Here is a 20,419-nt window from a genome sequence, read left to right as displayed (position 1 = left end):
TTTTGTCTACAAGGAAACAGAATTGAGCGTCCGGAGAGGCGCCGGGAGGAAGGCACTTGACCGATGGATCGAGCGGGGCCGAAGGCCTTGTCACCTACGAATTGCGCGGCGACGTCGCCCTCATCGGGCTGAACCGCCCCGACAAGCGCAACGCCATCTCCGACAGGTTCGTGCAGGCCATCGGCGCCGCCGTCACGCGGGCCACGGACGAGGCCAAGGCCGGAGTCATCCACGGCCACGGCCCGCACTTCTGCGCCGGGCTGGATCTCTCCGAACACTCGGAAAAGCCACTGTTCGAAGCCGTGAAGGGCTCCCGCCAGTGGCACCGCATCTTCGACATGATCGAACGCGGCCTGATCCCCTTCGTCTCGGCCCTCAGCGGTGCCGTGGTCGGCGGCGGCTTCGAACTCGCCGCCTCGACACAACTGCGCGTGGCCGACACCAGCGCCTTCTTCGCCCTCCCCGAAGGCCAGCGCGGCATCTTCGTCGGCGGCGGCGGATCGGTCCGCGTCGCCCGCCTGATCGGCGCGCCCCGAATGGGGGACATGATGCTGACCGGGCGCACGCTCGGGGCCGAGGAAATGGAACGCTGGGGCGGCGTCAGCTACGTCGTCCCCGAGGGTGAGGCGCTGACCCGCGCGGTCGAGATCGCCGCCCGCACCGCCACCAACGCCGAGTTCACCAACTACGCCATCCTCAACGCCCTGCCCCGCATCGCGGACATGTCTTCCGAGGACGGTCTGTTCACGGAATCGATGGTCGCCTCGCTGGCCACCATGACGCCCGAGGCCAAGCAGCGCCTGCGCGACTTCCTCGAAAAGCGCGCCGCCAAGGTACAGGCGCCCGGCAATGGGTGAGGCGCTCGAAACCACCCGGGAGGGACAGTCGATCCGACTCGGCCCGCTGGCGGAATCGCTCGGTTTCCTGCTGCGCCTCGCCCAGTTGCGCAGCTTCGAGGACTTCTTCGCGAATCTCTCTGACAAGGACGTCCGCCCGGGCGAGATGTCGGTCATGCTCGTCATCCATGACAACCCCGGCATCCGGCAGGGCGTCGTCGCACGCGCGCTCGACATCAAGCGCGCCCACATGGCCAAGATGGCCCGCACGCTCGAGGATGCGGGGCTCATCGCCCGCAGCGTGCCGGAAGACGACAAGCGGGCGATGGAGCTGCGTCTGACCGAGAAGGGCGAGGCGCACCTCGCCGAACTCCGTCCCGCCTTCGACCGCCACGAGGCGAGCGATGTCAGCGGGCTGACACCGGCCGAGGCAGAACAACTGCGCACCCTTCTGCGCAAGTATCTCAGGATCGAGGACGGGGGCCGTATCGCATGAACATCGACGACCTGATCGCCATCGACTTCCACACCCACGCGGAAGAGCCCTGCTGCGGCCCACGCGACGACGGCTACGACGACTTCCAGGCCGCCATGGCGAAGTATTTCAAAAATCCGGCGGGCGCGCAGGGCATGCTGCCATCGGTCCAGCAGACGGCCGAATACTTCCGCGAACGACGCATCGGCGCCGTGATCTTCCCCGTCGATTCCGAGCGCGAAACCGGCTTCCGCCGCTATTCCAACGAGGAAGTCGCGCAGATCGCCGCCGAGAACGACGACATCCTGATCCCTTTCGCCAGCATCGACCCGGCCAAGGGCAAGGCCGGCGCCCGCGAGGCGCGTCGCCTCGTGCGCGAGTTCGGCGTGAAAGGTTTCAAGTTCCACCCCACGCTGCAGGGCTTCTGGCCCAACGATCGCATGGCCTACCCGCTCTACGAGGCCATCGCCGATGAAGGCGCCATCATGCTCTTCCACACCGGCCAGACCGGCGTCGGCTCAGGGATGCGCGGCGGCATGGGGATGCGGCTGAAGTATTCCAATCCGGTGCACATCGACGATGTCGCCGTCGATTTTCCCGACACGCCCATCGTGCTGGCCCACCCCTCCTTCCCCTGGACGGAAGAGGGCCTGATGGTCGCCCAGCACAAACCCAACGTCTACATCGACATGTCCGGATGGTCGCCGAAGTACTTCCCGCCGATCTTCGTGCACTACGCGAATTCGATCCTGAAGAAGAAGATGCTGTTCGGCTCCGACTGGCCGGCGATCACGCCGGACCGCTGGTTGTCCGATTTCGACGGGCTCGATCTCAAGGAGGAGGTGAAGCCGCTGATACTTAAGGAGAATGCGAGGCGGCTTCTGAAAATGTGACGTCATGACAATTCAGGGAGGAGACTCATGACACTTGCTAGATGGACGACCGCCGCCACCGCGGCCCTGATGCTGGCGCTGCCGGCCACCGCGGATGCGCGGGACCTGCGCATCGCGTCGGGTGCGCCCCCGGCCCACCCCTCGACCAGCCACCTCTACGAGAAGCTGGCCGAATACCTTCCCGAGGAATCCGACGGCGAGATGGGGGCCATCCCTCTCGGCCCCGAGGTCGTGGGCCTCGGCGGCATGAAGGACGCGCTTCAGACCGGACTCGTCGATGTCGGCAACCTGCTGCCGCTCTACTTCCCCGCTGACCTGCCGAACTTCGCGCTCGCCGGTGAACTCTCGCTCTCGGGGCGCGATCCCTACGCGATGGCCGCCGCCCTCACCGAGTACACGGTCAACTGCGCCGAGTGCCAGCAGGAGCTATCCGACGCCGGCATGGTCTTCCTCGGCTCCGGCTCGTCCGATCCCTACATGCTCCTGACCAAGGAGCCGGTCGAGACCGCCGAGGACCTTCAGGGCCTGCGCCTGCGCTCGGGCGGCGCGCCCTACTCCCGCTGGGCCGAGAACTTCGGCGCGGTCCCGGTTTCCATCAGCGTGCTCGAAACCTTCGAGGCGATGAGCCAGGGCACGATCGACGGCTCCATGGCCTCGATCGGCGACCTGCTCGCCTTCCGCCTTGTCGAACTTGTCGAGTACGCGACCCCCGTGCCACTCGGCACCTACTTCTCGACCTCGAACTTCACCACTGCCGCCACCACCTGGCAGTCGATGTCCGAGGACGAGCGCGCCGCACTCATGCGCGCCGCCAACCGCGCCAACGCCGACTTCTCGCAGCGCTGGGGCTACGACTTCGCCGCCATCGCCCGCGAGGCGGCCGAGGAAGCCGGCATCGAGTTCCTCGACGCCGACGAGGCCTTCACCGAGGCCGCACGCCAGTTCGCCCTCGACGACCGCGAGACGGCCGCCGAGGTCTCGGCCGAACGCTTCGGAATGGATGACGCGCCCTCGCGGGTCGATGAGTTCGTCTCCCTCTTCGAGAAGTGGGAAGGCATCTCCGAAGAAGTCGACCACGACCGCGACGCCATGATCGACCGCATGTGGGAAGAAATCTGGTCCAAGGTCGACGTCTCGTCCTACGGGCTCTGAAAGACCGGGGCGGCCCTCCGGGCCGCCTCAGCCCTTCCGATACAGGCAAACGGGGTGTGACGATGAATTCCATCGAGCGCGCGGCCGACCGCGTGGCACAGGGGCTCGCCCTGGTCGGCGCCATTGGCCTCATGGCCCTTCTCCTGCACGTGGCCGCCGAGGTGCTGGCCCGGAACCTTCTGGACCGACCGATACCGGCCACCAACGAGATCGTCTCGCGCTACTACATGGTGCTGATCGCCTTCCTGCCGCTGGCATGGGTTGAAAGAAGCCGCGCCATGATCTCGGTCGAGATCCTCGACTCCTTCCTCCCCTCGCCGCTACTGCGCCTGTCGGACATCCTCGTGGCGGTGATCGCCTGCGTGATCTACGCCGCCATCGCCTGGGTCACCTGGGGCGACGCGGTAAAGAACTACGCCGCGGGCACCTTCGTCGACGTCCTGGGCCACGCCCTGCCCGTCTGGCCCACCTACTTCCTGCCGCCCGCGGGCTTCCTGCTCGCCGCCCTCGTCACGGCGCTGCGCGGCATCCAGATCGCACGGAGACCATGAGATGAGCGTCGAAACCGGCTTCTGGGGTGTCGGCATCCTATTCGCGCTGCTGCTGCTGCGCGTGCCCGTCGCGCTCTCGCTGATCGCGGTGTCCTTCGGCGGGATCGTATCGCTGCTGGGGCTGAAACCGGCCTTTGGCATCCTGTCGAACACGCCCTACTCCTTCGTCGCCAGCTGGACGATGAGCGCCGTGCCCATGTTCCTCCTGATGGGCTTCGTCGCCTTCCACGCCCGCCTGACCGAAGGCCTCTTCGACGCGGCCAAGGCCCTGCTCTGGCGGGTGCCGGGGGCGCTGGCCGTCTCGTCGATCTTCGCCTGTTCCGGCTTCGCGGCGGTCTGCGGCTCGTCGCTTGCCACCGCGGCCTCCATGGGCCGCATCGCCATCCCCGAAATGGTCCGTGCGGGCTATTCGCCCGCCATCTCGGCGGGCTCGATCGCCGCGGGCGGCACCATCGGCGCGCTGATCCCGCCTTCGATCCTGATGATCCTCTACGGCGTCTTCTCCGAGACCTCGATCACCGACGTCTTCCTCGGCGGTGTCACCGTGGGCATCATCACCGCCCTCAGCTACGCGGTCATCGTGCTCATCCTCGCCTGGACCCGCCCCGACCTCATCCCGCGCGGCCGGCTCGAGGGCAACCAGCTCTCCATCGGCACGGCACTGCGCAAGGTCTGGCCGGTGCTCGTACTGATCCTGCTGGTCTTCGGCGGGCTTTTCTCGGGCTATTTCACCGCCACCGAGGCGGGCGCCGTCGGCGCCGGTGGCGCGATCCTCTGCGCCGCGGCCGTGGGCACGCTGAACCGCAAGGTCATGAAGGACTCCCTGCTGGAAACCCTCCAGACCACGGCCTCGCTGCTGATCATCGGCATCGGCGCCATGATGTTCACTCGCTTCCTGGGCATCACCGGGCTATCGGGCTTCATCTCGCGCACCATCGGCGGCGCCGACGTGAGCTACGTGCAGCTCATGTTCATGATCGTGGTGGTCTACCTTCTGCTGGGCATGGTGATGGAGCCCTTCGGCGCCATGCTGGTCACGCTGCCCGTCTTCCTGCCGCTACTCAACGCCGAAGGCATCAGCCTCGTCTGGTTCGGCGTGCTCGTGGTCAAGTTGCTGGAGATCGGGATGATCACGCCACCGGTCGGGCTGAACGTCTTCGTCATACGAAACGTGGCGACAGACTACGTGAGCACGACCCAGATCTTCGCGGGCGTGCTGCCCTTCTTCCTGGCGGACATCGCGGTGACCGTTCTGATCATCGCGATGCCCTCTCTGGTGCTGGCTCTGCCGGGGCTCTGGTAGCCCGGCAGAACAGCTTCAATCGGCGGTCGCCGGCTCCTTGGCGGCGTCGCCGGTCTTTTCCCAGTCGCCCAGCGCCTTCATCTGGTCTTCGGCCCAGAAGCGGATGTCATGCTTGCGCACCATGCGGCGCATGGCCTCCATCCGGGTGCGGCGCTCCTCTTCCTCCATGCCCAGCGCGTGCAGGATCGCGCTGTCCATGGACCGGTGCGAGAAGGGGTTGGTGATGACCGCGGATTCCAGCTCTACGACCGCGCCCGCGAATTCGGACAGGACCAGCACCCCGTCGCCATCGGTGCGCGCCGCGCAGTATTCCTTGCAGACAAGGTTCATCCCGTCGGCCAGCGGCGTGATCCACGCCACGTCGGCGGCGTGGTAATAGGCCACCAGCTCGGTAAAGGGGATCGCGCGGGACACGAGCGCGATGGGCTGCCAATCGAGACTGCCAAACCGCCCATTGATCTTGCCCGCCACTTGTTCAAGGTCGTTCTGGATTTCCTCGTAGGCCACCATGTTGCGGTTCGCCGCGACCGAAACGTGCAGCAGCCGCACCTTGCCCACCAGCTTGGGATGGCTTTCCAGCAGCCGCTCGAAGCTCTGCAGCTGCGCCGCACCGCCCTTGGTGTAGTCCGTCCGGCCAACCGACAGGACAAGCTGCGCATCGCCCAGCTCCTCCTTGATCTCCTTGGCACGCGTGGCGGTTTCCTCCGTCGCCGCGACCTTCTCGATATAGTCCACGTCGACGCCCACCGGACTCGCCTGAAGGTAGATCTTGCGCCCCTCGTAGGCCAGCTCCGTCGCCACGCTCTGCTCGGACAGGGCCGAGATCTGCGAAGCGAGATCGGGGCTCACCTTCTCGCGCTTCTCCACCTCGACCTCGAGCAGCGACCGCGCCGCCGACACGAAGTTGTTCACGTAGCGCGGGATGTGGAAGCCCACCACGTCGCAGGCCAGCAGGCTCTCGAGGATCTCCTTGCGCCACGGCAGCACGTTGAACATGTCCGCGCTGGGGAACGGTGTGTGGTGGAAGAAACTGATCTTCACGTCCGGACGCAGCCGGCGCAGGTATCCCGGGACAAGCCACAGGTTGTAGTCGTGCACCCAGACCACGGCGCCTTCCGCCGCCTCAGCCGCCGCCGCCTCGGCGAAGTTCCAGTTCACTTCCCGGAAGGTCGGCCAGTCCACGGGGTCGTAGTTGTAGCGTTCCTTGAAGCCGTGAAGGATCGGCCAGAAGGCTTCTTTCGACGAGATGTGGTAGAAGCTGCTCACCTGCTCCTTGGTCAGCGGCAGGCGCGAGACGTTGTAGCGCCCGTACTGGTCCTCGATCTCGATGACACGTTCGAACTCGGGGTTCGCGGGGTCCTCGGCCTCTTTCCAGGCGACCCAGGCGCCCTTCTCGAAACGGCCGAAAAAGCTCTTGAGCGTGGGGACGATGCCGTTGGGGCTCTTGTTCTCCCGGTACTCGATCTTTCCGTCGACCTCGACCTCTTCGTAGGGCTGGCGGTGATAGACGATGACGAGGTTTGAAGACATGTCAGTCTCCTTTCGGGATATCGTGAAGGTCAAAGGCGTCGATCGCCTCGAGGATGCCGGCCGCGCCGAAGGCGCTCGCGTGGTAGACGGAGTCCTTACCCTCAAGCGCTGAAACAAGCGGTTGTTCCGAGTTCCCCACCGCGACGGCCTGAAGCCCCGAGGCAAGCATGGAAAAATCGTTCATCGTGTCGCCTGCGGCGAGCACGCGCTTTTCCGGAATTCCCAGATGCGCGATCAGCCGCTTCAGCGAGGGCCCCTTGGACACCCCCTTCGGCAGCACGTCGAAATACTTGTTGTCCGAGATCAGCCAGTCGAGGCCCAGCTCGTCCACCTTTTCCTTGGCAGAGGGATCGAAATCGTCGGGGAACAGGTCATAGCTCACCCGGTAGCGGAACTCCGTCGGCTGCAGTTTCAGACCCGGGTGCCCCTCGAGCGCCGCACGCACGACGCCGCCCTTGCCGCTCCAGCGATGCGAGATGTCCTCTTCCAGCGGCTCGATCGGCGCGATGGAGCCGTCCGGCTCAACCTCGGCGATGGTCGTGCCCACGTCGCCCACCACGTATTCCGGCCAAGGCAGATGCCGGTCCCGGCACATCTGCATGATGAATTCGGGATCACGCCCGGTGACGAAGACGAGGCCCACGCTGTCGCGGTTCTCCTCGATCCAGTCGTAAAGACGCTTCCTGTCGGCGTCGGTCCCTCCGAGGAAGGTTCCGTCCAGGTCGGTGGCAAGCGTCATGCGCCGCTCGGCCATGGCCGGGCGGGGGGATGCGTGAACGTTCATTCTCAGTCAGCTCCGAATGGCAGCGGCAGGTCAGGTGAGGGATGCTCGAGCGACAGATCGAGCGTCTGCGGCTCGGACTCGAGCGGGCGCGCCCAGAGAGCAGAAAAGCTCTCCTGCAGGTCGGCGCCATGGTGCAGGACGGCATTCACCGTCTCGCAGATCGGCATGGGAACACGGATGCGGTGGGCCAGGTCGCAGACCGACACGGCGTTGACTTCGCCCTCGACCACGACAGGCTTGCCGTCGAAGCAGTCGTCGCGCGCGATCCCCTGCCCCAGCTGGTAGCCCAGCGACATGTTGCGCGAGGTGGTCGACGAACAGGTCAGCGTCAGGTCGCCCGCGCCCGAAAGGCCCGTCACGGTTTCGCGCCGTCCGCCCAGCGCCTGCGCCAGCCGCTTCATCTCGTCGATGCCGCGCGTGATCAGCGCCGCGCGCGTGTTCTCGGCAAAGCCCGCGCCCGACATCATCCCGCAGGCGATGGCGATCACGTTCTTGACCGCGCCGCCGACCTCGACCCCCACGATGTCGTCCGAGACGTAGGGCCGGAAGCCGCCGCCCGAAAGCGAGACCGCCAGCCGCGCGGCGGGGCTCTTTTCGGGTTCGAGCCGGTCCTTGTAGCTAAAGGGAAAGGCCACGGTCGCCGCCGTCGGGTGCTCCAACGCCGTCTCGCGCGCGAAGGTCGGCCCCGACACGGCGCCCACCTGGTGGCCCTTCAGCTCCTCGGCCACCACCTCGGAAAGCAGCAGCCCCGTGGTGCGCTCGACGCCCTTGCAGCCCAGCGCGATGGGAATGCCCGCCGGCACATGCGGCGCGATGGCGGCGCACATTTCTCGCAGGGACGACGACGGCGTGACGATCAGAAGTGCCTCCACCCCGGAAAGAACCGTCTCGAGATCCGCCGAGGCCGTCAGCCTGTCGGGTATGGCGATGCCGGGAAGATAGTCGTGGTTTTCGCGCGTCTCGTTGATCTGCTGCGCAAGCGCCTCGCGCCGGGCCCAGAGCGCCACTTCGCGCCCGTTGCGGGCCAGCACGATGGCAAGGGCTGTGCCCCAGGCGCCCGCCCCGAGGACGGCGAGCCTGCCATAGGGGCGCGCGGATGGACGTGATGGCGAAACTTTGATGGGCTGACCCCCGCTGTTCAACTTCCGGATTTCCTCGATACGCCGGCGAGTTCGGCACTATGCATCATGAACTATGATCCTAGGCCGCCGAGGGGGATTTTCAAGCTGCGAGCGTTCGTCGCGCGCCGCCACCGATCGACGCGCAAGGCGACATTACGTCAGCTGCCCGTTTCCGCCGCATTGCCCCACGTACCGCCCGGCCGCCCGGTCCGCGGCCGGCACACGACACCTCAGCGCGCTGTTGTGAGACGCCGCGAAAGATGCAATGTCTGTTTGATCCTGGGGGGCATGTTGAACATGACGGACGGTCCAGCTGTTGTCGGCATCGGAGCTTCAGCCGGCGGGCTGGAGGCGCTGCAAGGCTTCGTGCAGGCGATCCCCGCCGACTCGGGCCTTTGCTACGTCATCGTGCAGCACCTCGCCGCGGATCAGCCCTCTCTCATGGCGAAGCTTCTCGGCGCCCATGCCGCCCTGCCGGTGCGCCGGATCGAAGACGGGGATCAGGTCGCCGCCGACCACATCTTCGTCATTCCACCCGGCAGCTTTCTCGAGATCTCGCAGGGGCGCTTCCGCCTGGTCGATCACGCCCCCGAACTTGGCGTCAGGACGCCAATCGACCGCTTCTTCACCTCGCTTGCCGAACAGTACGGGCGCAACGCCTTCGCCGTGGTTCTCTCGGGAACGGGGTCCGACGGCACGACCGGCGTCCGCTCGATCAAGTCCCACGGCGGCTTTGCCATCGTGCAGGAAAGCACCAGCGCCCGGTTCGCGGCCATGCCCGAGAATGCCTCGGCCACCGGTCTTGTCGACATGGTCCTGCGTCCTTCCGACATGCCCCGGCGCATCCTCGAGATCCTCGACCATCGAATGTCCCTCGAAAGCGAAAGCCGTCAGGGCCTGCTCGACACCGTCTCGGCCCATCTCGACAGCGTCCTGGGCAAGCTCGAGGACGGCAACCGCGCCTCCTTTTCCGGATACAAGCCCGGCACCCTCGTCCGGCGCATCGCCCGACGCATGGCTCTGCTGCGCAAGTCTTCAGTCGAGGACTACCTGATTCACCTCGAACATCATCCCGACGAACGCGACCTTCTGGCCAACGACTTCCTGATCAGCGTCACCGAGTTCTTCCGCGACCCCGAGGCCTTTGCCACGCTGCAGACCCGGGCGCTCACCAAGCTCTTTGACAAGGACCAGGAGAGCTTCAGGATCTGGGTCCCGGGCTGCGCGACCGGGGAAGAGGTCTACAGCCTCGCCATCCTGGTGGCCGAGTTGATGGAGGAACGCGACGACCGCAGGCCCTGGAAGCTCTTCGGCACCGACATCGACCTCGACGCGCTCCGCAGCGCCCGCAGTGGACGCTTCTCTGCCACCTCCATCGAAGGCGTCAGCCAGGAAAGGCTCGACCGCTTCTTCGTGCACGAGAACGATCACTGGCAAATCGTGTCCCGCCTGCGGGAGATGTGCGTCTTCGCCCCGCAGAACCTCCTGCAGGACCCGCCCTTCTCCCGGCTCGACCTGATCTCCTGCCGCAACGTGATGATCTACCTTGACGCGGGCAGCCAGGGACAGCTCGTGCCCCGCTTCCACTACGCGCTCAATCCCGGCGGCTTCCTCTTTCTCGGCCCCTCCGAGACCCTCGGCAAGAACGAGAACCTCTTCCGGACCCTCGACCGCTCGGCACGCCTCTTCCAGCGCGACGACACCCGCAGCGCCAGCTATTCCGCGGTCAGCGGCTCGGCCCGGCGCCCACCGCCGGCGACGCCGATCGCCCCCGGACAGGTCGCGCCGGCCGGCCCCTCCAGGGTCGACACGCTCGAGACACAGACCGAGCAACTCTTCCTGCAGCGGCTCGCGCCCCCCTTCGCCACCATCAACCGCGACAACAGTGTGCTCTACCTTTCGGAGTCGATGACCCGCTTCGTGCGGCCCTCGCGCGGGGCAGTGGGCACAAGCGTCGACGACCTGCTGACCCCCGAACTGCGCCTGCCCGCCCATTCCGTCCTCGCCGAAGCGCGCGAAACGGGCGCCTCCGCCCACGCCACGGATATCGTTGTCGAACTGGACGGCACGCGGCATCTCTTCGACGTCTCAGCGATCCCCTTCGACACCGACCAGGAGCTTATCCTTCTGTCGCTCGCCGAGGTCCGGTCCGGCGAACTCGGCGAAACAGATCCCGGCGACGGCCGCGCGGAACGCAGCGAGAGGGAACTGGCGCTCACCCGCAAGCGGCTCGATGCCGTCCAGCGCGAATTCGAGGGCGCAGAACAGGAACTGCGCAGCACCAACGAAGAACTCCTCTCGATGAACGAGGAACTGCAAAGCTCAAACGAGGAACTCGAAACCTCGCGCGAGGAACTCCAGTCGATCAACGAAGAGCTCGAGACCATCAACGCGGAGCTCTCCGAGAACAATCGCCAACTCGTCCGCGCCAACAGCGACCTCAAGAACCTGCTCGAAGCGACCGAGATCGCGACCCTGTTCCTCGATACCGTCGATTGCGTCCGGCTCTTCACCCCGGCGCTGTCGCGGCTCTTCGGCATCCAGGAACGCGACATCGGCCGCCCGATCCACGAACTCGCCGCCCACGTGGACTATCCCCAGCTCGCACAGGACGCCGAGCAGGTACGCCGGACGCTCCAGCCGCTCGAGCGCGAGTTGCACATCAAGGACACCGACGAGACCTTCCAGGCCTACGTCCGTCCCTACCGGACCATCGACAACCGCATCGACGGCGTCGTCATCGCCTTCGTCGACGTAACCGAGCGCAAGCGCAGCGAGCGCGAACTGAAGGTCTACGCCGGCCAGCTCGAAACCCAGAACATCGAGCTCGGCGCAGTCTACGACGGTATCCCCATCGGGCTCAGCCTGATCGATCCCGACATGCGCTGGATTCGCGTCAACCACGCCATGGCCGAGTTTTCCGGCCACGCACCCGAGGCCCATATCGGCCGCCCCGCCGAAGAACTGATGCCCGACTTCGGGGCCAGCCTGGTCCCGCACGTCCGCGACGTCCTCGACGACGGTACGGCGCGCACCAGCATCCGCATCTCCGCCGAAAGCGCCGTCGAACCCGGCACGCCCCGCAACCATCTCTGCGACTTCTTCCCCCTCAAGGCAGAGGGCAGCATCTTCGCGGTCGGTATCAGCGTGCGCGATGTCACCCGCGAATACCGCCTCGAAAGTGAGGCACTGGAAAGCCAGGCGCAGCTCCAGCGCCTCTTCGACGCCGTGCCTGCGCAGATCGGCGTCTTCGAAGGCCCCGAGCATCGCAACACCTACCTGAACGCCGCCGCCAAGGCCGTCACGGGCGAACGCGTGCTCACGGGCCGCCCCCTGGCCGAGGCCTATCCCGGCATCACCGAGGGCGATATCTACAAGGGCTTCGAAGAGGTCTACACCACCGCGAAACCGGTGGTGCTCCCCGAGATCCGCAACGACATCAACCGCCGGCCGGAGGCGCCGTTCGAATACCGCCACATCGAGCTTCAGCCATGGTTCACGGCCACCGGGTCGGTCGGCGGTGTCATGAGCTTTGCCTTCGACATCACCAACCTCGTTCGCAACCGCAACGAGATCCAGGCCATCTACGACGGCATCCCCATCGGTCTCGCGCTCGTCGACCGCGAGGAACGCTGGATCCGCACGAACCCCAAGCTCGCGGACATCAACGATCTGCCCGCCGACCAGCACGCCGGCCGGACTCTCCAGCAGGTCATGCCTGAAATGGCCGCCGAAGTCCGCCCGCACATCCGCCGGGTCTTCGAGACGGGCGAGCCAAGCTACGGGATCGAAGTGCGCGGCCCCGGCGGCGCGACGACCGGAGAGCGCAGCAACTACATCTGCGACTTCTTCCCAGTCGTCACCGAGGGCAATGTCTTCGCCGTCGGCGCTGCAGTGCGGGATATCTCGCGCGAAACCGCCCTCGCCGAAGACCTGCGCGAAAGCGAGGAGCGGCTGCGCCGTCTCTTCGACCAGGCCCCCGCTGCCATCGCGATCTTCGAGGGCCCCGAACAGCGCTTCATCTACTCCAACCCGCGCCACGACGCGGTTCTCGGCCACCGCGAACTGCTCGGTCTGCCCCTGCGCGAGGCCATCCCCGAGATCGAAGGCCAGGGCATCTTCGAGAGGTTCGACCAGGTCTTCGCGACGGGGCAGCCCTATGTCTCCGAAGAACTCCAGGCCTCCGTCTACCGTGGCGCGCAGGAAGGCATCACCACCCGCTACTACCAGCAGATCATCCAGCCCTGGTACAATACCGCCGGCACAGTCGCAGGCACCATGACCTTCAACCTCGACATCACCCCCCAGGTCGAGGCCCGCAAGGAAGCCCGCGCCGCCGCCCGCCGACTGCAGAAACTGCTAGACGGTCTCTTTGCCTTCGTCGGGCTCGTATCGCCGGACGGCACGCTGCTCGAAGCCAATGCAACGGCCCTGCGCCGCGGCGGGGTGACCCGCGAAGACGTGGTCGGGCGGAAATTCTGGGACACCTACTGGTGGTCGTTCAACACGGGGTCACAGGACCGCCTCAGGGACGCTGTCCGCCGCGCCGCCGTGGGCGAGACATTGCGCTACGACGTGAGTGTGCGCACCGAGGGGGACACCCGTATCCTCATCGACTTCCAGCTGACGCCGGCCGTGGACGAAACCGGCCGCGTGACCGAAATCGTCGCCTCGGCCGTCGACGTCACCGAACGCGCCATGGCCGAGGAACGCAAGGACGTGCTCCTGGCCGAACTCGAGCACCGCGTGAAGAACACGCTCGCAGTGGTGCAGTCGATCACCCGCTTCACCGGCCGCACCGCGCCCGACAAGAAGGAGATGGTCACCCGGCTGATGAGCCGCCTCTCGGCCATCGCACGCACCCACGAGGTCCTCACGGCGGGCGACTGGGTCGGCTACGACCTGCGTGATCTTGCCATCGCCGAGACCTCTCCCTTCGTCGGTCAGGACCAGGGCCGCTTCACCTACCGCGGCCCCGGGATCGAGCTCTCGCCCTCCGAGGCCATGTCCCTCGGCCTCGCCCTGCACGAGCTCTCGACGAACGCCGCCAAGCACGGCGCCTTCTCCTCGGACGAGGGCCGGGTCATTCTCGACGTGACCGAGCGGGACGGAAAAATCGACAAGATGGTCTGGACCGAATGCGACGGTCCTCGTGTCGAGACGCCGGATCACACCGGCTTCGGCTCGTTCCTGATCGGAACGCTGCTCGAACGCCAATTGCACGCAGCGGTCACCATGGACTTCCGTCCAGAAGGGCTCCTCTGCACGATCGAAATGAAAGGCAAGACCCAAGAAGATGAACGATGACACGGCGCCCCAGGAAACGCGCGAACGGACTGCAGATCACAAGCCGAGAATCCTCGTGGTCGAAGACGAGGCAATCGTCGGCCTCGATCTCGTCATGTACCTCGAGGAAACGGGTTTCGATCCCGACGGGCCGCACGTGTCTCGCGATGCCGCGCTCGACGCCATCCGGCTGTCGCCCCCCGACATGGCCATTCTCGACCTGAACCTCGGCAACGACCAGACCAGCGTCCCCGTGGCCGATGCGCTGGATGCCCTCGACGTACCCTATGTCTTCCTGACCGGGTACAATCCCGACCGCGCGCTCGCCGAACACAAGCGCCCCGACGTCCCGCGCCTCGGCAAGCCGGTGGACTTCAAACAGCTCCAGAGCGCCATTTCGAAGATCTTATAGGCTGGCCGTGTCGTCGGCTCTGCGCCTGAGTGCGGCCACGACCGCTTCGACGGGATCGCTCTTGCTGACGACCTCGACATCCGTGTCGAGCGCCAGAAGGTCGTGCACCGGCACTCGCAGCCCGCTGTAGATCACCGTCCGGCTTCCGTGGTTGGCCAGCACCGAAAGCAGCCGCCGCCCCTCGGTGCCGAGCGGCTCGTGCCAGGCCCGGTTCCCGCTGAGATCGAGATCAAGAACGCAGTATTCCGGAAAGTCCTGCGCCAGCAGGCTCATCGCATCGCGGTAGTTCGAGCACGGCTCGAAAGGCGCCAGCCCGGCGTCGGTCAGAACCTCGTGAAGCTCGGCCGCAAGCAGCGCGTTGTCTTCCACGATGAGCGTCTTGGGCGAGGTTGTGGTCTTACCTTTCGGCAAAGCTGACCTCCGGCAAATCGAACTCTCTGATGAACCTTTTACGGATATCCACGTGATAGCTATCACGCCCGTGGAGCACCAGCCAACGAAGGAAATGTGGCAGCGGATTTTCGCTCGTGTGCCAGCGGAGCCCGGCAAACCCGCATTTCGGCGGATTGACGCTTCTCGTCATCATCCATGTTGCCCTCACACCGACGGCCTCGCGGCGAAGGCAACGGACCGCGCCGTTTCGTTTTTTCCACTCCATGACTTCACCACCGCCGCCCGCATGGGCCCGGCATGACAAGGGCGGCGCCGGGGCGCCGCCTTGCATCAGATCATCAGGGTCGGGTGCGATCAGCGCCGGCTCAGGATCGCTCCGACTGCTGCTCCGAAGATCGCCGCCGCCGCCGCATCCGCCGCAGCCGAGTTGCTGCGCTGCGCCGCAGGGGCCCGTCGGCTGCTGGTCGACACGCTGCTCGTGCGCGACCGCGTGCTGGCCGAGGAGCTGCGCCCCGACCCGCCCGAGGCCTTGGGCGCCGGTGCAGGCCGTGTCGCCAGGTAGACCCTGTAGTCGGCCTCGGTATTGGCCACCAGCATCTGGTGCTGGATGGTGTTGAGATACCCGGTCGCCGGGAAACCGTTGGCCGCCTGCCACGAGCTGACACCCCGGCGCGTGCCGTTGCCGAAGATCCCGTCGACCCCGCCGACATTGTGGCCCGCGACGTTCAGCCGGCCCTGCACCTCGCGCCGCTGGTCCCGCGTCAGGCCCAGCCAGGCCTCGCTGACCTGCGAGGCGGGCTGCGCCAGGCCTTCGGGCGTCGGACGCAGCCGCAGCGGCGCGTCGATCACCCGCGTGGTCGATACCGGGATAGCCGGCGCCGCCCCCGTGGCCGAGGCCACCACCGCGGGCTCCTCAAGGTCCTCCTCGAGCCGCGAGATCGCGTTGCGCGCCAGCGTCGCGAAAACCCCGTTCGGATAGGCGTCGAGATAGGCCTGGTAGTCCGCCGCGTCGCCGCTCTCCTTGGCGGTCTCGAAGACGATCTTCTCGATCTCGAAGGCCGAACCGCCACCGCTGCCGCCCGCCTGTTTCCCGCCCCCGGAGCTCACGCCGCCGGGCGAGAGTGGCGTGACAGCCGCGGCCAGGGCCAATTGCGGCTCCGCCGCGGCCTCGGGCGTATGCACCGCGTTCAGGATCAGCGGCCCGGTCAGCGACACGTCGAAACGCGGCCGCTGCTGGTTGTCGGTCGCGGCCAGCACGTCCCGCGTGATCCGCGAGGTCAGCGAGGCGAAATCCGTGTTGGTCGTCCCGATGTGCTCGAGCAGCGCCGTGGTGAAGGGCGAATTGCGCCCTGTGCCATCTTGCGCCACCTGCCCCGGCTCGGTCGCGTAGGCGATAACCGACCCCCGGGTGCCCAGGTGCTGCGTCGAAATCGGACTCAGCCCCCGCGTCGACAACGACCGCGTCCCAAGCCCGTTCAGCGCGGCCAGCTGCTGCGCCATGGGATTGTCGCGGCAGGCATCGAGGAACACCAGGCTCGGCCCGGAGGACCGCTCGAAGTGCCGCAGCACGTCGGTGAGCGCAAAAACCTCGAACTCCCAGTCGATGGGGTCGTCCATCCGTGCGTCGATCGGCACCATGTAGTTGGTGCTGTCCACCGCGATGCCGTGGCCCGCGTAGTAGAAGATCGTCAGGTCCGCGTCACTCGCCTCGCGAGCAAAGTCGCGCACCTTGTCGCGCATGGCATCGTAGGACAGGTTGTAGCCCTCGACCACGTCGAACCCGAGCCCGCCCAGCTTGGCGGCCACCGCCTTGGCGTCGTTCTCGGGGTTCTTGAGCGGTGCGGTCGCCTGGTACTGGCTGTTGCCGATCACCAGGGCCACCCGTTTCTCGGCCTGCGCGGCCCCGGCAAGGCCGAAGACGGTGGCGAACGTCAGGATGATGAGTCTCTTGAGCATGTCTTGTACCTCGCTGGCAGCGTGGAAGAGGCGCGGGCTCAGAGCCCGGTGACGTTGACAAAGGCGATGCGGGTGTTCTCCAGGAAGGCAGGATTGCCGGCATTGCGCGGCGCGCTGTCCCCGTAGCCGACCGGCACCAGCCGGTCACGCGGGATGCCGTAGAAGTAGACGAGGTGATCGACCACGGCCTGCGCCCGCTTGGCCGAAACCCGGGCCGTGTCGGCCCGCCCGTTTGCGGCCATGTGTGCCGCCACCTGGAAGTTCTGACGCGACAGCCGCGCATCCCCCAGCGCGGCCGCGACCGAGCGCAGCGCCTTCATCCCCTGCGTGGTCAGAAGATGGCTGTCACCATCGAAGGCGACGCCCACGTCCATGGAGGCGAAATCGAACGAGGGCGGCAGGCGCTGGTCGGGCGTCATGGTCAGAGCGCCCTGTTCCTTCAGCGCCGTGACAAGCGGCCCGTTGCGCTCCTGCGCAACCTTTTCAACCATGACTTCGGGATCGATGACCTGGGCCCGTGCGGCACCCGTGAGGGGAAGAGCAATCAGAATCGCCAGGAAAGAGGCTGAAATGAGTTTCATGGAAAAGCACCGAGTCGAATGACGTATGGTAAACCTTAACCCAGTTCGGCCGTTCGCCCAAAAATTTGTTTCGGAAATTGCACGAATCCACCTGTCAAGTCTCCTATTCCCGCCGCCATGGCGACGCTTGAAGCGGCATTCGATGCACCAGACAGCCCTTCGCCCGCTCAGCCGGCAGCGGTTTCGCGAAGAATCGTCAGAAGCAGCGCCTGCGCCCGCGTCGGCACCCAGTCGGCGCGACAACTCAACCCGATGGGCCGCGCGGGCCAGTCGACCGCCACGTCGAGCGTCACCAACAGCCCGTGCTGCACCTCGGCCTCGGCCTGCATCGCCGAGATGCACCCCAGGTGCCCACTGCCCCGCAGCAGCTCGCGCATGAGCAGGACGGAGCCGGATTCGATGATCCGCTCCGGCGCGCCGACCCCGGCGAAGAAGGCATTGAACTGGTCCCGCGCCGGGGTGCCCGCGCGCGGCACGATCCAGGGATGGTCCCGCAGCCCCTCCGCCGTCAGCCCCGCCTGCCCGACCAGCGCATGCTCCCGCCCCGCCAGCATGCACAGCCGGTCGTCGAACAACCGCTCCTGCACCACGTCGCCGATGGGCGCCGGGTCGCGCAGCGCCCCCAGGATCAGGTCGATGTCGCCCCGCCTCAGCCCCGCCAGAAGCGTGTCGTAAGGTCCGTCGATCACCTTCAGGCTCTGCCCCGGGTGTTCCTCGCGGAACCGGGCCAACGCCGTGGGCAGCAGCGCCGATCGCGCCAGCGGCAGCGCGCCCACCACGATCTGTCCCGCCGCGCGACCGTCCAGCGCCGCCAAATCCGCCTCCGCCTGGTCGAGCTCCGCCAGCGCCAGCCGCGCCGCCTGCACCAGCGCCCGCGCCGGACGACGCAGGACGATCCCGTGGCTGCGCCGTTCCAGCAGCGCCTGCCCCGCCTCCTGCTCGAGCCGCGTCACCGCCCGGTGCACCGAGGGCTGCGACAGCCCCAGCTGCCCCGCCGCCAGCGTGAAGTTCTCCGTCTCGCCCAGCGCCATCAGCGCCCGCAACTGCGCCAGCGTCACCCGCCCCGGCAGCTTCGGCGCGATCTCCGCCAGCGCCGGGTCCAGCCGCGCGAAGGCCCGCGCGACGCGCGCCGCCAGCACCTCGCCCCGCTCGGTCGGCAGAACCCCCTGCCCCGTCCGCGACAACAGCGCCCCGCCCGCGGCCTCTTCCAGCTTGCGCAGGCTCTGGGTCACGGCAGGCTGCGACACGCCCGCGACCTGCGCTGCGCCGCTCAGCGATCCGCGGGTGACGGCGGCGTGAAAGGCCCGCAAATGGCGCAGGTTGCGCGGGATCACAGCCGGTCCAGCAGCCGGTCGGCGCGCGGCCCAAAGGCCTCCTCCCCCAGCTCGGCCCCGGCCCCGGCGACCCGCGCCTGCCAAAGCACCACCGCCCGCGCCATGTCGGCGGGCAGGCCAAGCCCCTCGACCGTGCGCACAACCTCCCGCATCTCGGCGGCGCGTCTCTCGCCGTGCTCGATCATCCGGCCAAGGTGATAGGTCCCGCGCCCCTCCCAGTCGACCTCCGGGTTCGACGCAGCGAGAGATCCCAGCACCGCGTCGTCCACGCCCGCCCGGCGCGCCGCAAGCAGGCATTCCGCGCTCAGCGCCTCCATTCCCTTTATCATCACCGACCGCAGCATCTTGATGGTCGAGGCCGCGCCGACCTCCTCCCCCGCCACGCGCGGCGACATCCCCAGCGCCGACAGCACCTCTGCCGCAGCCTCCGCATGCGGCCCCGACAGCAGCAGCGGCACGCGATGCTTCTTCGGGTGCACGGGCGCCATGATCGCCACGTCCACGTAGCGCCCGCCCTTGGCCGCGATCACCTCCTCCGCCTGCCGCTTGGTCTCGGGCGCGCAGGAATTCCCGTCGAGCCAGAGCGCCCCCGGCGCAAGCCCTTCGCAGGCCTCCGCCGCCTCCAGCGCGCGGTCCGCGGTGACAAGACAGAACACGGCGGGGGCGCCTTCCAGCGCGCCACGCACCTCGGCCTCCCCGTGCACGCCATGCGCCGCGCAGGCCTCCAGCATCGCCTCACGCGCCGCCGGGTCGCGCATCTTCACGTCGAAGGCGCGCAGCCCCGCAGGCGCCCCCGGCCCCCAGCCCGACACGAAGGCCCGCGCCGCCTCGCCGAAGCCCACGAAGGCTATCGCACCGGCCGTCTGCTGCACATCGGACATGGCAAGCTCCTCCCTGAAAACGGCCCAAGGCTGGCACAGCGCACCGCGCGGCTCCAGCCTCTATAGCCGAAACTTATACCCACGCACCCATTTCGAAATTGCCAAACCGCCCCGCTTGCGAAACCCTGCACCCCGAGGTGGAGGAGAAGGAAGACCCATGTCAGACAGCAAGACGGCCCTCGTGATCTCGGCCCATGCCGCCGATTTCGTCTGGCGCTGCGGCGGCGCCATCGCGCTGCATGCCGAGAAGGGCTACGACGTCACCGTGCTCTGCCTCTCCTTCGGCGAACGCGGCGAAAGCGCCAAGCTCTGGAAGCAGGAGGGCATGACCCTCGACCGGGTGAAGCAGGTCCGGCACGAGGAGGCGCAGAACGCGGCGGAGGCACTCGGCGTGCATGACCTCGTCTGCCTCGACATGGGCGACTACCCGCTCGATTTCAGTCGCGAGAACAAGATGCGGATCGTCGACGTGATCCGGAAGGTGCAGCCCGTCTTCATGCTCTCGCACTCGCAATACGACCCCTACAACACCGACCACATGAACACGACGCAGGTCGCGCTGGAATGCCGGATGATCGCGCAGGCCTGGGGCCACAACCCCGGCGAAAAGGTGCTCGGCGCCCCGCAACTCTACCTCTTCGAACCGCACCAGACCGAGCAGATGGGCTGGAAGCCCGACACCTTCCTCGACATCACGCCCGTCTGGGAAAAGAAGCGTGCCGCCATCGAGTGCATGCAGGGACAGGAACACCTGTGGGAGTATTACACCCGCGTCGCCCAACAGCGCGCGAACCACTTCAAGCGCAACTCCGGCGGCCAGTCCGGGGGGCGCGACTGCAAGTATGCCGAGGGCTTCCAGTCGATCTTCCCGCGCACGGTGGATGAACTCTGAGCCACGGCCACGAAACGACGGCGGGCGACAGGCCCGCGA

General features: G+C 66.9%; 17 protein-coding genes. 9 read left to right on the top strand and 8 right to left on the bottom strand.

Features of this window, described 5'->3' with window-relative positions:
* The first annotated feature begins 56 nt into the window (after window positions 1-56).
* The 6 genes from C8N44_RS11195 (at window position 57) to C8N44_RS11170 (ending at window position 5,210) form a co-directional block, all read left to right on the top strand.
* Window positions 57-857, top strand: coding sequence for a crotonase/enoyl-CoA hydratase family protein (locus tag C8N44_RS11195; RefSeq protein WP_107976496.1), 801 nt, complete (start codon window positions 57-59; stop codon window positions 855-857).
* A complete protein-coding gene (locus C8N44_RS11190) occupies window positions 850-1,332 on the top strand; it encodes a MarR family winged helix-turn-helix transcriptional regulator (RefSeq protein WP_107976494.1) in 483 nt (160 codons plus the stop codon). The genes C8N44_RS11195 and C8N44_RS11190 overlap by 8 nt, the downstream gene beginning before the upstream one ends.
* The gene (locus C8N44_RS11185) at window positions 1,329-2,204 is read left to right on the top strand and encodes an amidohydrolase family protein (protein WP_107976492.1); all 876 of its coding nucleotides are present in this window, start codon (window positions 1,329-1,331) and stop codon (window positions 2,202-2,204) included. Before C8N44_RS11190 ends, C8N44_RS11185 begins: the two co-directional genes overlap by 4 nt.
* Window positions 2,205-2,231: 27 nt before the next feature.
* Window positions 2,232-3,356 (top strand): C4-dicarboxylate TRAP transporter substrate-binding protein, encoded by a 1,125-nt coding sequence (locus C8N44_RS11180; protein WP_107976490.1) that lies wholly within the window; start codon window positions 2,232-2,234, stop codon window positions 3,354-3,356.
* Between the two features lie 62 nt (window positions 3,357-3,418).
* A complete protein-coding gene (locus C8N44_RS11175) occupies window positions 3,419-3,907 on the top strand; it encodes a TRAP transporter small permease (protein WP_107976487.1) in 489 nt (162 codons plus the stop codon).
* Between the two features lies 1 nt (window position 3,908).
* Entirely contained in the window at window positions 3,909-5,210 is a 1,302-nt protein-coding gene (locus C8N44_RS11170; protein WP_107976485.1) for a TRAP transporter large permease, read from the top strand.
* A gap of 15 nt (window positions 5,211-5,225) precedes the next feature.
* Here C8N44_RS11170 and ggpS read toward each other — a convergent pair whose 3' ends face one another.
* The 3 genes from ggpS to C8N44_RS11155 are packed head-to-tail and all read right to left on the bottom strand — an operon-like array spanning window position 5,226 to window position 8,666.
* On the bottom strand, window positions 5,226-6,740 hold the full coding sequence (gene ggpS / locus C8N44_RS11165) for a glucosylglycerol-phosphate synthase (protein WP_107976483.1): 1,515 nt from the start codon (window positions 6,738-6,740) through the stop codon (window positions 5,226-5,228).
* A gap of 1 nt (window position 6,741) precedes the next feature.
* Complete coding sequence (locus C8N44_RS11160; RefSeq protein WP_107976481.1) at window positions 6,742-7,524, bottom strand: HAD family hydrolase; 783 nt, start codon at window positions 7,522-7,524, stop codon at window positions 6,742-6,744.
* Window positions 7,525-7,526: 2 nt separating this feature from the next.
* Window positions 7,527-8,666, bottom strand: coding sequence for an NAD(P)H-dependent glycerol-3-phosphate dehydrogenase (locus tag C8N44_RS11155; protein ID WP_170121080.1), 1,140 nt, complete (start codon window positions 8,664-8,666; stop codon window positions 7,527-7,529).
* A 276-nt stretch (window positions 8,667-8,942) separates the two neighbouring features.
* Here C8N44_RS11155 and C8N44_RS11150 point away from each other — a divergent pair, with 276 nt between their 5' ends.
* Complete coding sequence (locus C8N44_RS11150) at window positions 8,943-13,952, top strand: PAS domain-containing protein (protein WP_158274043.1); 5,010 nt, start codon at window positions 8,943-8,945, stop codon at window positions 13,950-13,952.
* Complete coding sequence (locus C8N44_RS11145) at window positions 13,942-14,343, top strand: response regulator (RefSeq protein ID WP_107976476.1); 402 nt, start codon at window positions 13,942-13,944, stop codon at window positions 14,341-14,343. The genes C8N44_RS11150 and C8N44_RS11145 overlap by 11 nt, the downstream gene beginning before the upstream one ends.
* On the opposite strand, the gene C8N44_RS11140 is transcribed toward C8N44_RS11145, so the two are convergent.
* The 5 genes from C8N44_RS11140 to C8N44_RS11120 form a co-directional block, all read right to left on the bottom strand.
* Window positions 14,338-14,754, bottom strand: coding sequence for a response regulator (locus tag C8N44_RS11140; protein WP_107976474.1), 417 nt, complete (start codon window positions 14,752-14,754; stop codon window positions 14,338-14,340). The two genes, C8N44_RS11145 and C8N44_RS11140, sit on opposite strands and share 6 nt — an antisense overlap.
* Before the next feature lie 336 nt (window positions 14,755-15,090).
* Entirely contained in the window at window positions 15,091-16,692 is a 1,602-nt protein-coding gene (locus C8N44_RS11135) for a caspase family protein (RefSeq protein WP_107976472.1), read from the bottom strand.
* A 38-nt stretch (window positions 16,693-16,730) separates the two neighbouring features.
* On the bottom strand, window positions 16,731-17,273 hold the full coding sequence (locus C8N44_RS11130; protein WP_107976470.1) for an OmpA family protein: 543 nt from the start codon (window positions 17,271-17,273) through the stop codon (window positions 16,731-16,733).
* A gap of 167 nt (window positions 17,274-17,440) precedes the next feature.
* Complete coding sequence (locus C8N44_RS11125; RefSeq protein WP_107976468.1) at window positions 17,441-18,607, bottom strand: LysR family transcriptional regulator; 1,167 nt, start codon at window positions 18,605-18,607, stop codon at window positions 17,441-17,443.
* On the bottom strand, window positions 18,604-19,488 hold the full coding sequence (locus tag C8N44_RS11120) for a DUF1932 domain-containing protein (RefSeq protein WP_210204157.1): 885 nt from the start codon (window positions 19,486-19,488) through the stop codon (window positions 18,604-18,606). Before C8N44_RS11120 ends, C8N44_RS11125 begins: the two co-directional genes overlap by 4 nt.
* Window positions 19,489-19,645: 157 nt before the next feature.
* Between C8N44_RS11120 and C8N44_RS11115 the strand changes: the two genes are divergently transcribed.
* Window positions 19,646-20,380 (top strand): PIG-L deacetylase family protein, encoded by a 735-nt coding sequence (locus tag C8N44_RS11115; protein ID WP_107976466.1) that lies wholly within the window; start codon window positions 19,646-19,648, stop codon window positions 20,378-20,380.
* Window positions 20,381-20,419 lie beyond the last annotated feature (39 nt).

Origin of the sequence: Allosediminivita pacifica, from assembly GCF_003054175.1 — a bacterium.
Classification (GTDB): domain Bacteria; phylum Pseudomonadota; class Alphaproteobacteria; order Rhodobacterales; family Rhodobacteraceae; genus Allosediminivita; species Allosediminivita pacifica.
Note: the sequence above shows the minus strand (reverse complement) of the source record. Positions and strands in the feature narration are given on the sequence as shown.

Excerpts from the sequence above, each read along its gene's own strand:
- C8N44_RS11190 (WP_107976494.1), top strand. The coding sequence starts at position 850 with ATGGGTGAGGCGCTCGAAACCACCCGGGAGGGACAGTCGATCCGACTC.
- C8N44_RS11185 (WP_107976492.1), top strand. The coding sequence starts at position 1,329 with ATGAACATCGACGACCTGATCGCCATCGACTTCCACACCCACGCGGAA.
- C8N44_RS11180 (WP_107976490.1), top strand. The coding sequence starts at position 2,232 with ATGACACTTGCTAGATGGACGACCGCCGCCACCGCGGCCCTGATGCTG.
- C8N44_RS11175 (WP_107976487.1), top strand. The coding sequence starts at position 3,419 with ATGAATTCCATCGAGCGCGCGGCCGACCGCGTGGCACAGGGGCTCGCC.
- C8N44_RS11170 (WP_107976485.1), top strand. The coding sequence starts at position 3,909 with ATGAGCGTCGAAACCGGCTTCTGGGGTGTCGGCATCCTATTCGCGCTG.
- ggpS (WP_107976483.1), bottom strand. The coding sequence starts at position 6,740 with ATGTCTTCAAACCTCGTCATCGTCTATCACCGCCAGCCCTACGAAGAG.
- C8N44_RS11160 (WP_107976481.1), bottom strand. The coding sequence starts at position 7,524 with ATGAACGTTCACGCATCCCCCCGCCCGGCCATGGCCGAGCGGCGCATG.
- C8N44_RS11150 (WP_158274043.1), top strand. The coding sequence starts at position 8,943 with ATGACGGACGGTCCAGCTGTTGTCGGCATCGGAGCTTCAGCCGGCGGG.
- C8N44_RS11145 (WP_107976476.1), top strand. The coding sequence starts at position 13,942 with ATGAACGATGACACGGCGCCCCAGGAAACGCGCGAACGGACTGCAGAT.
- C8N44_RS11135 (WP_107976472.1), bottom strand. The coding sequence starts at position 16,692 with ATGCTCAAGAGACTCATCATCCTGACGTTCGCCACCGTCTTCGGCCTT.
- C8N44_RS11130 (WP_107976470.1), bottom strand. The coding sequence starts at position 17,273 with ATGAAACTCATTTCAGCCTCTTTCCTGGCGATTCTGATTGCTCTTCCC.
- C8N44_RS11120 (WP_210204157.1), bottom strand. The coding sequence starts at position 19,488 with ATGTCCGATGTGCAGCAGACGGCCGGTGCGATAGCCTTCGTGGGCTTC.
- C8N44_RS11115 (WP_107976466.1), top strand. The coding sequence starts at position 19,646 with ATGTCAGACAGCAAGACGGCCCTCGTGATCTCGGCCCATGCCGCCGAT.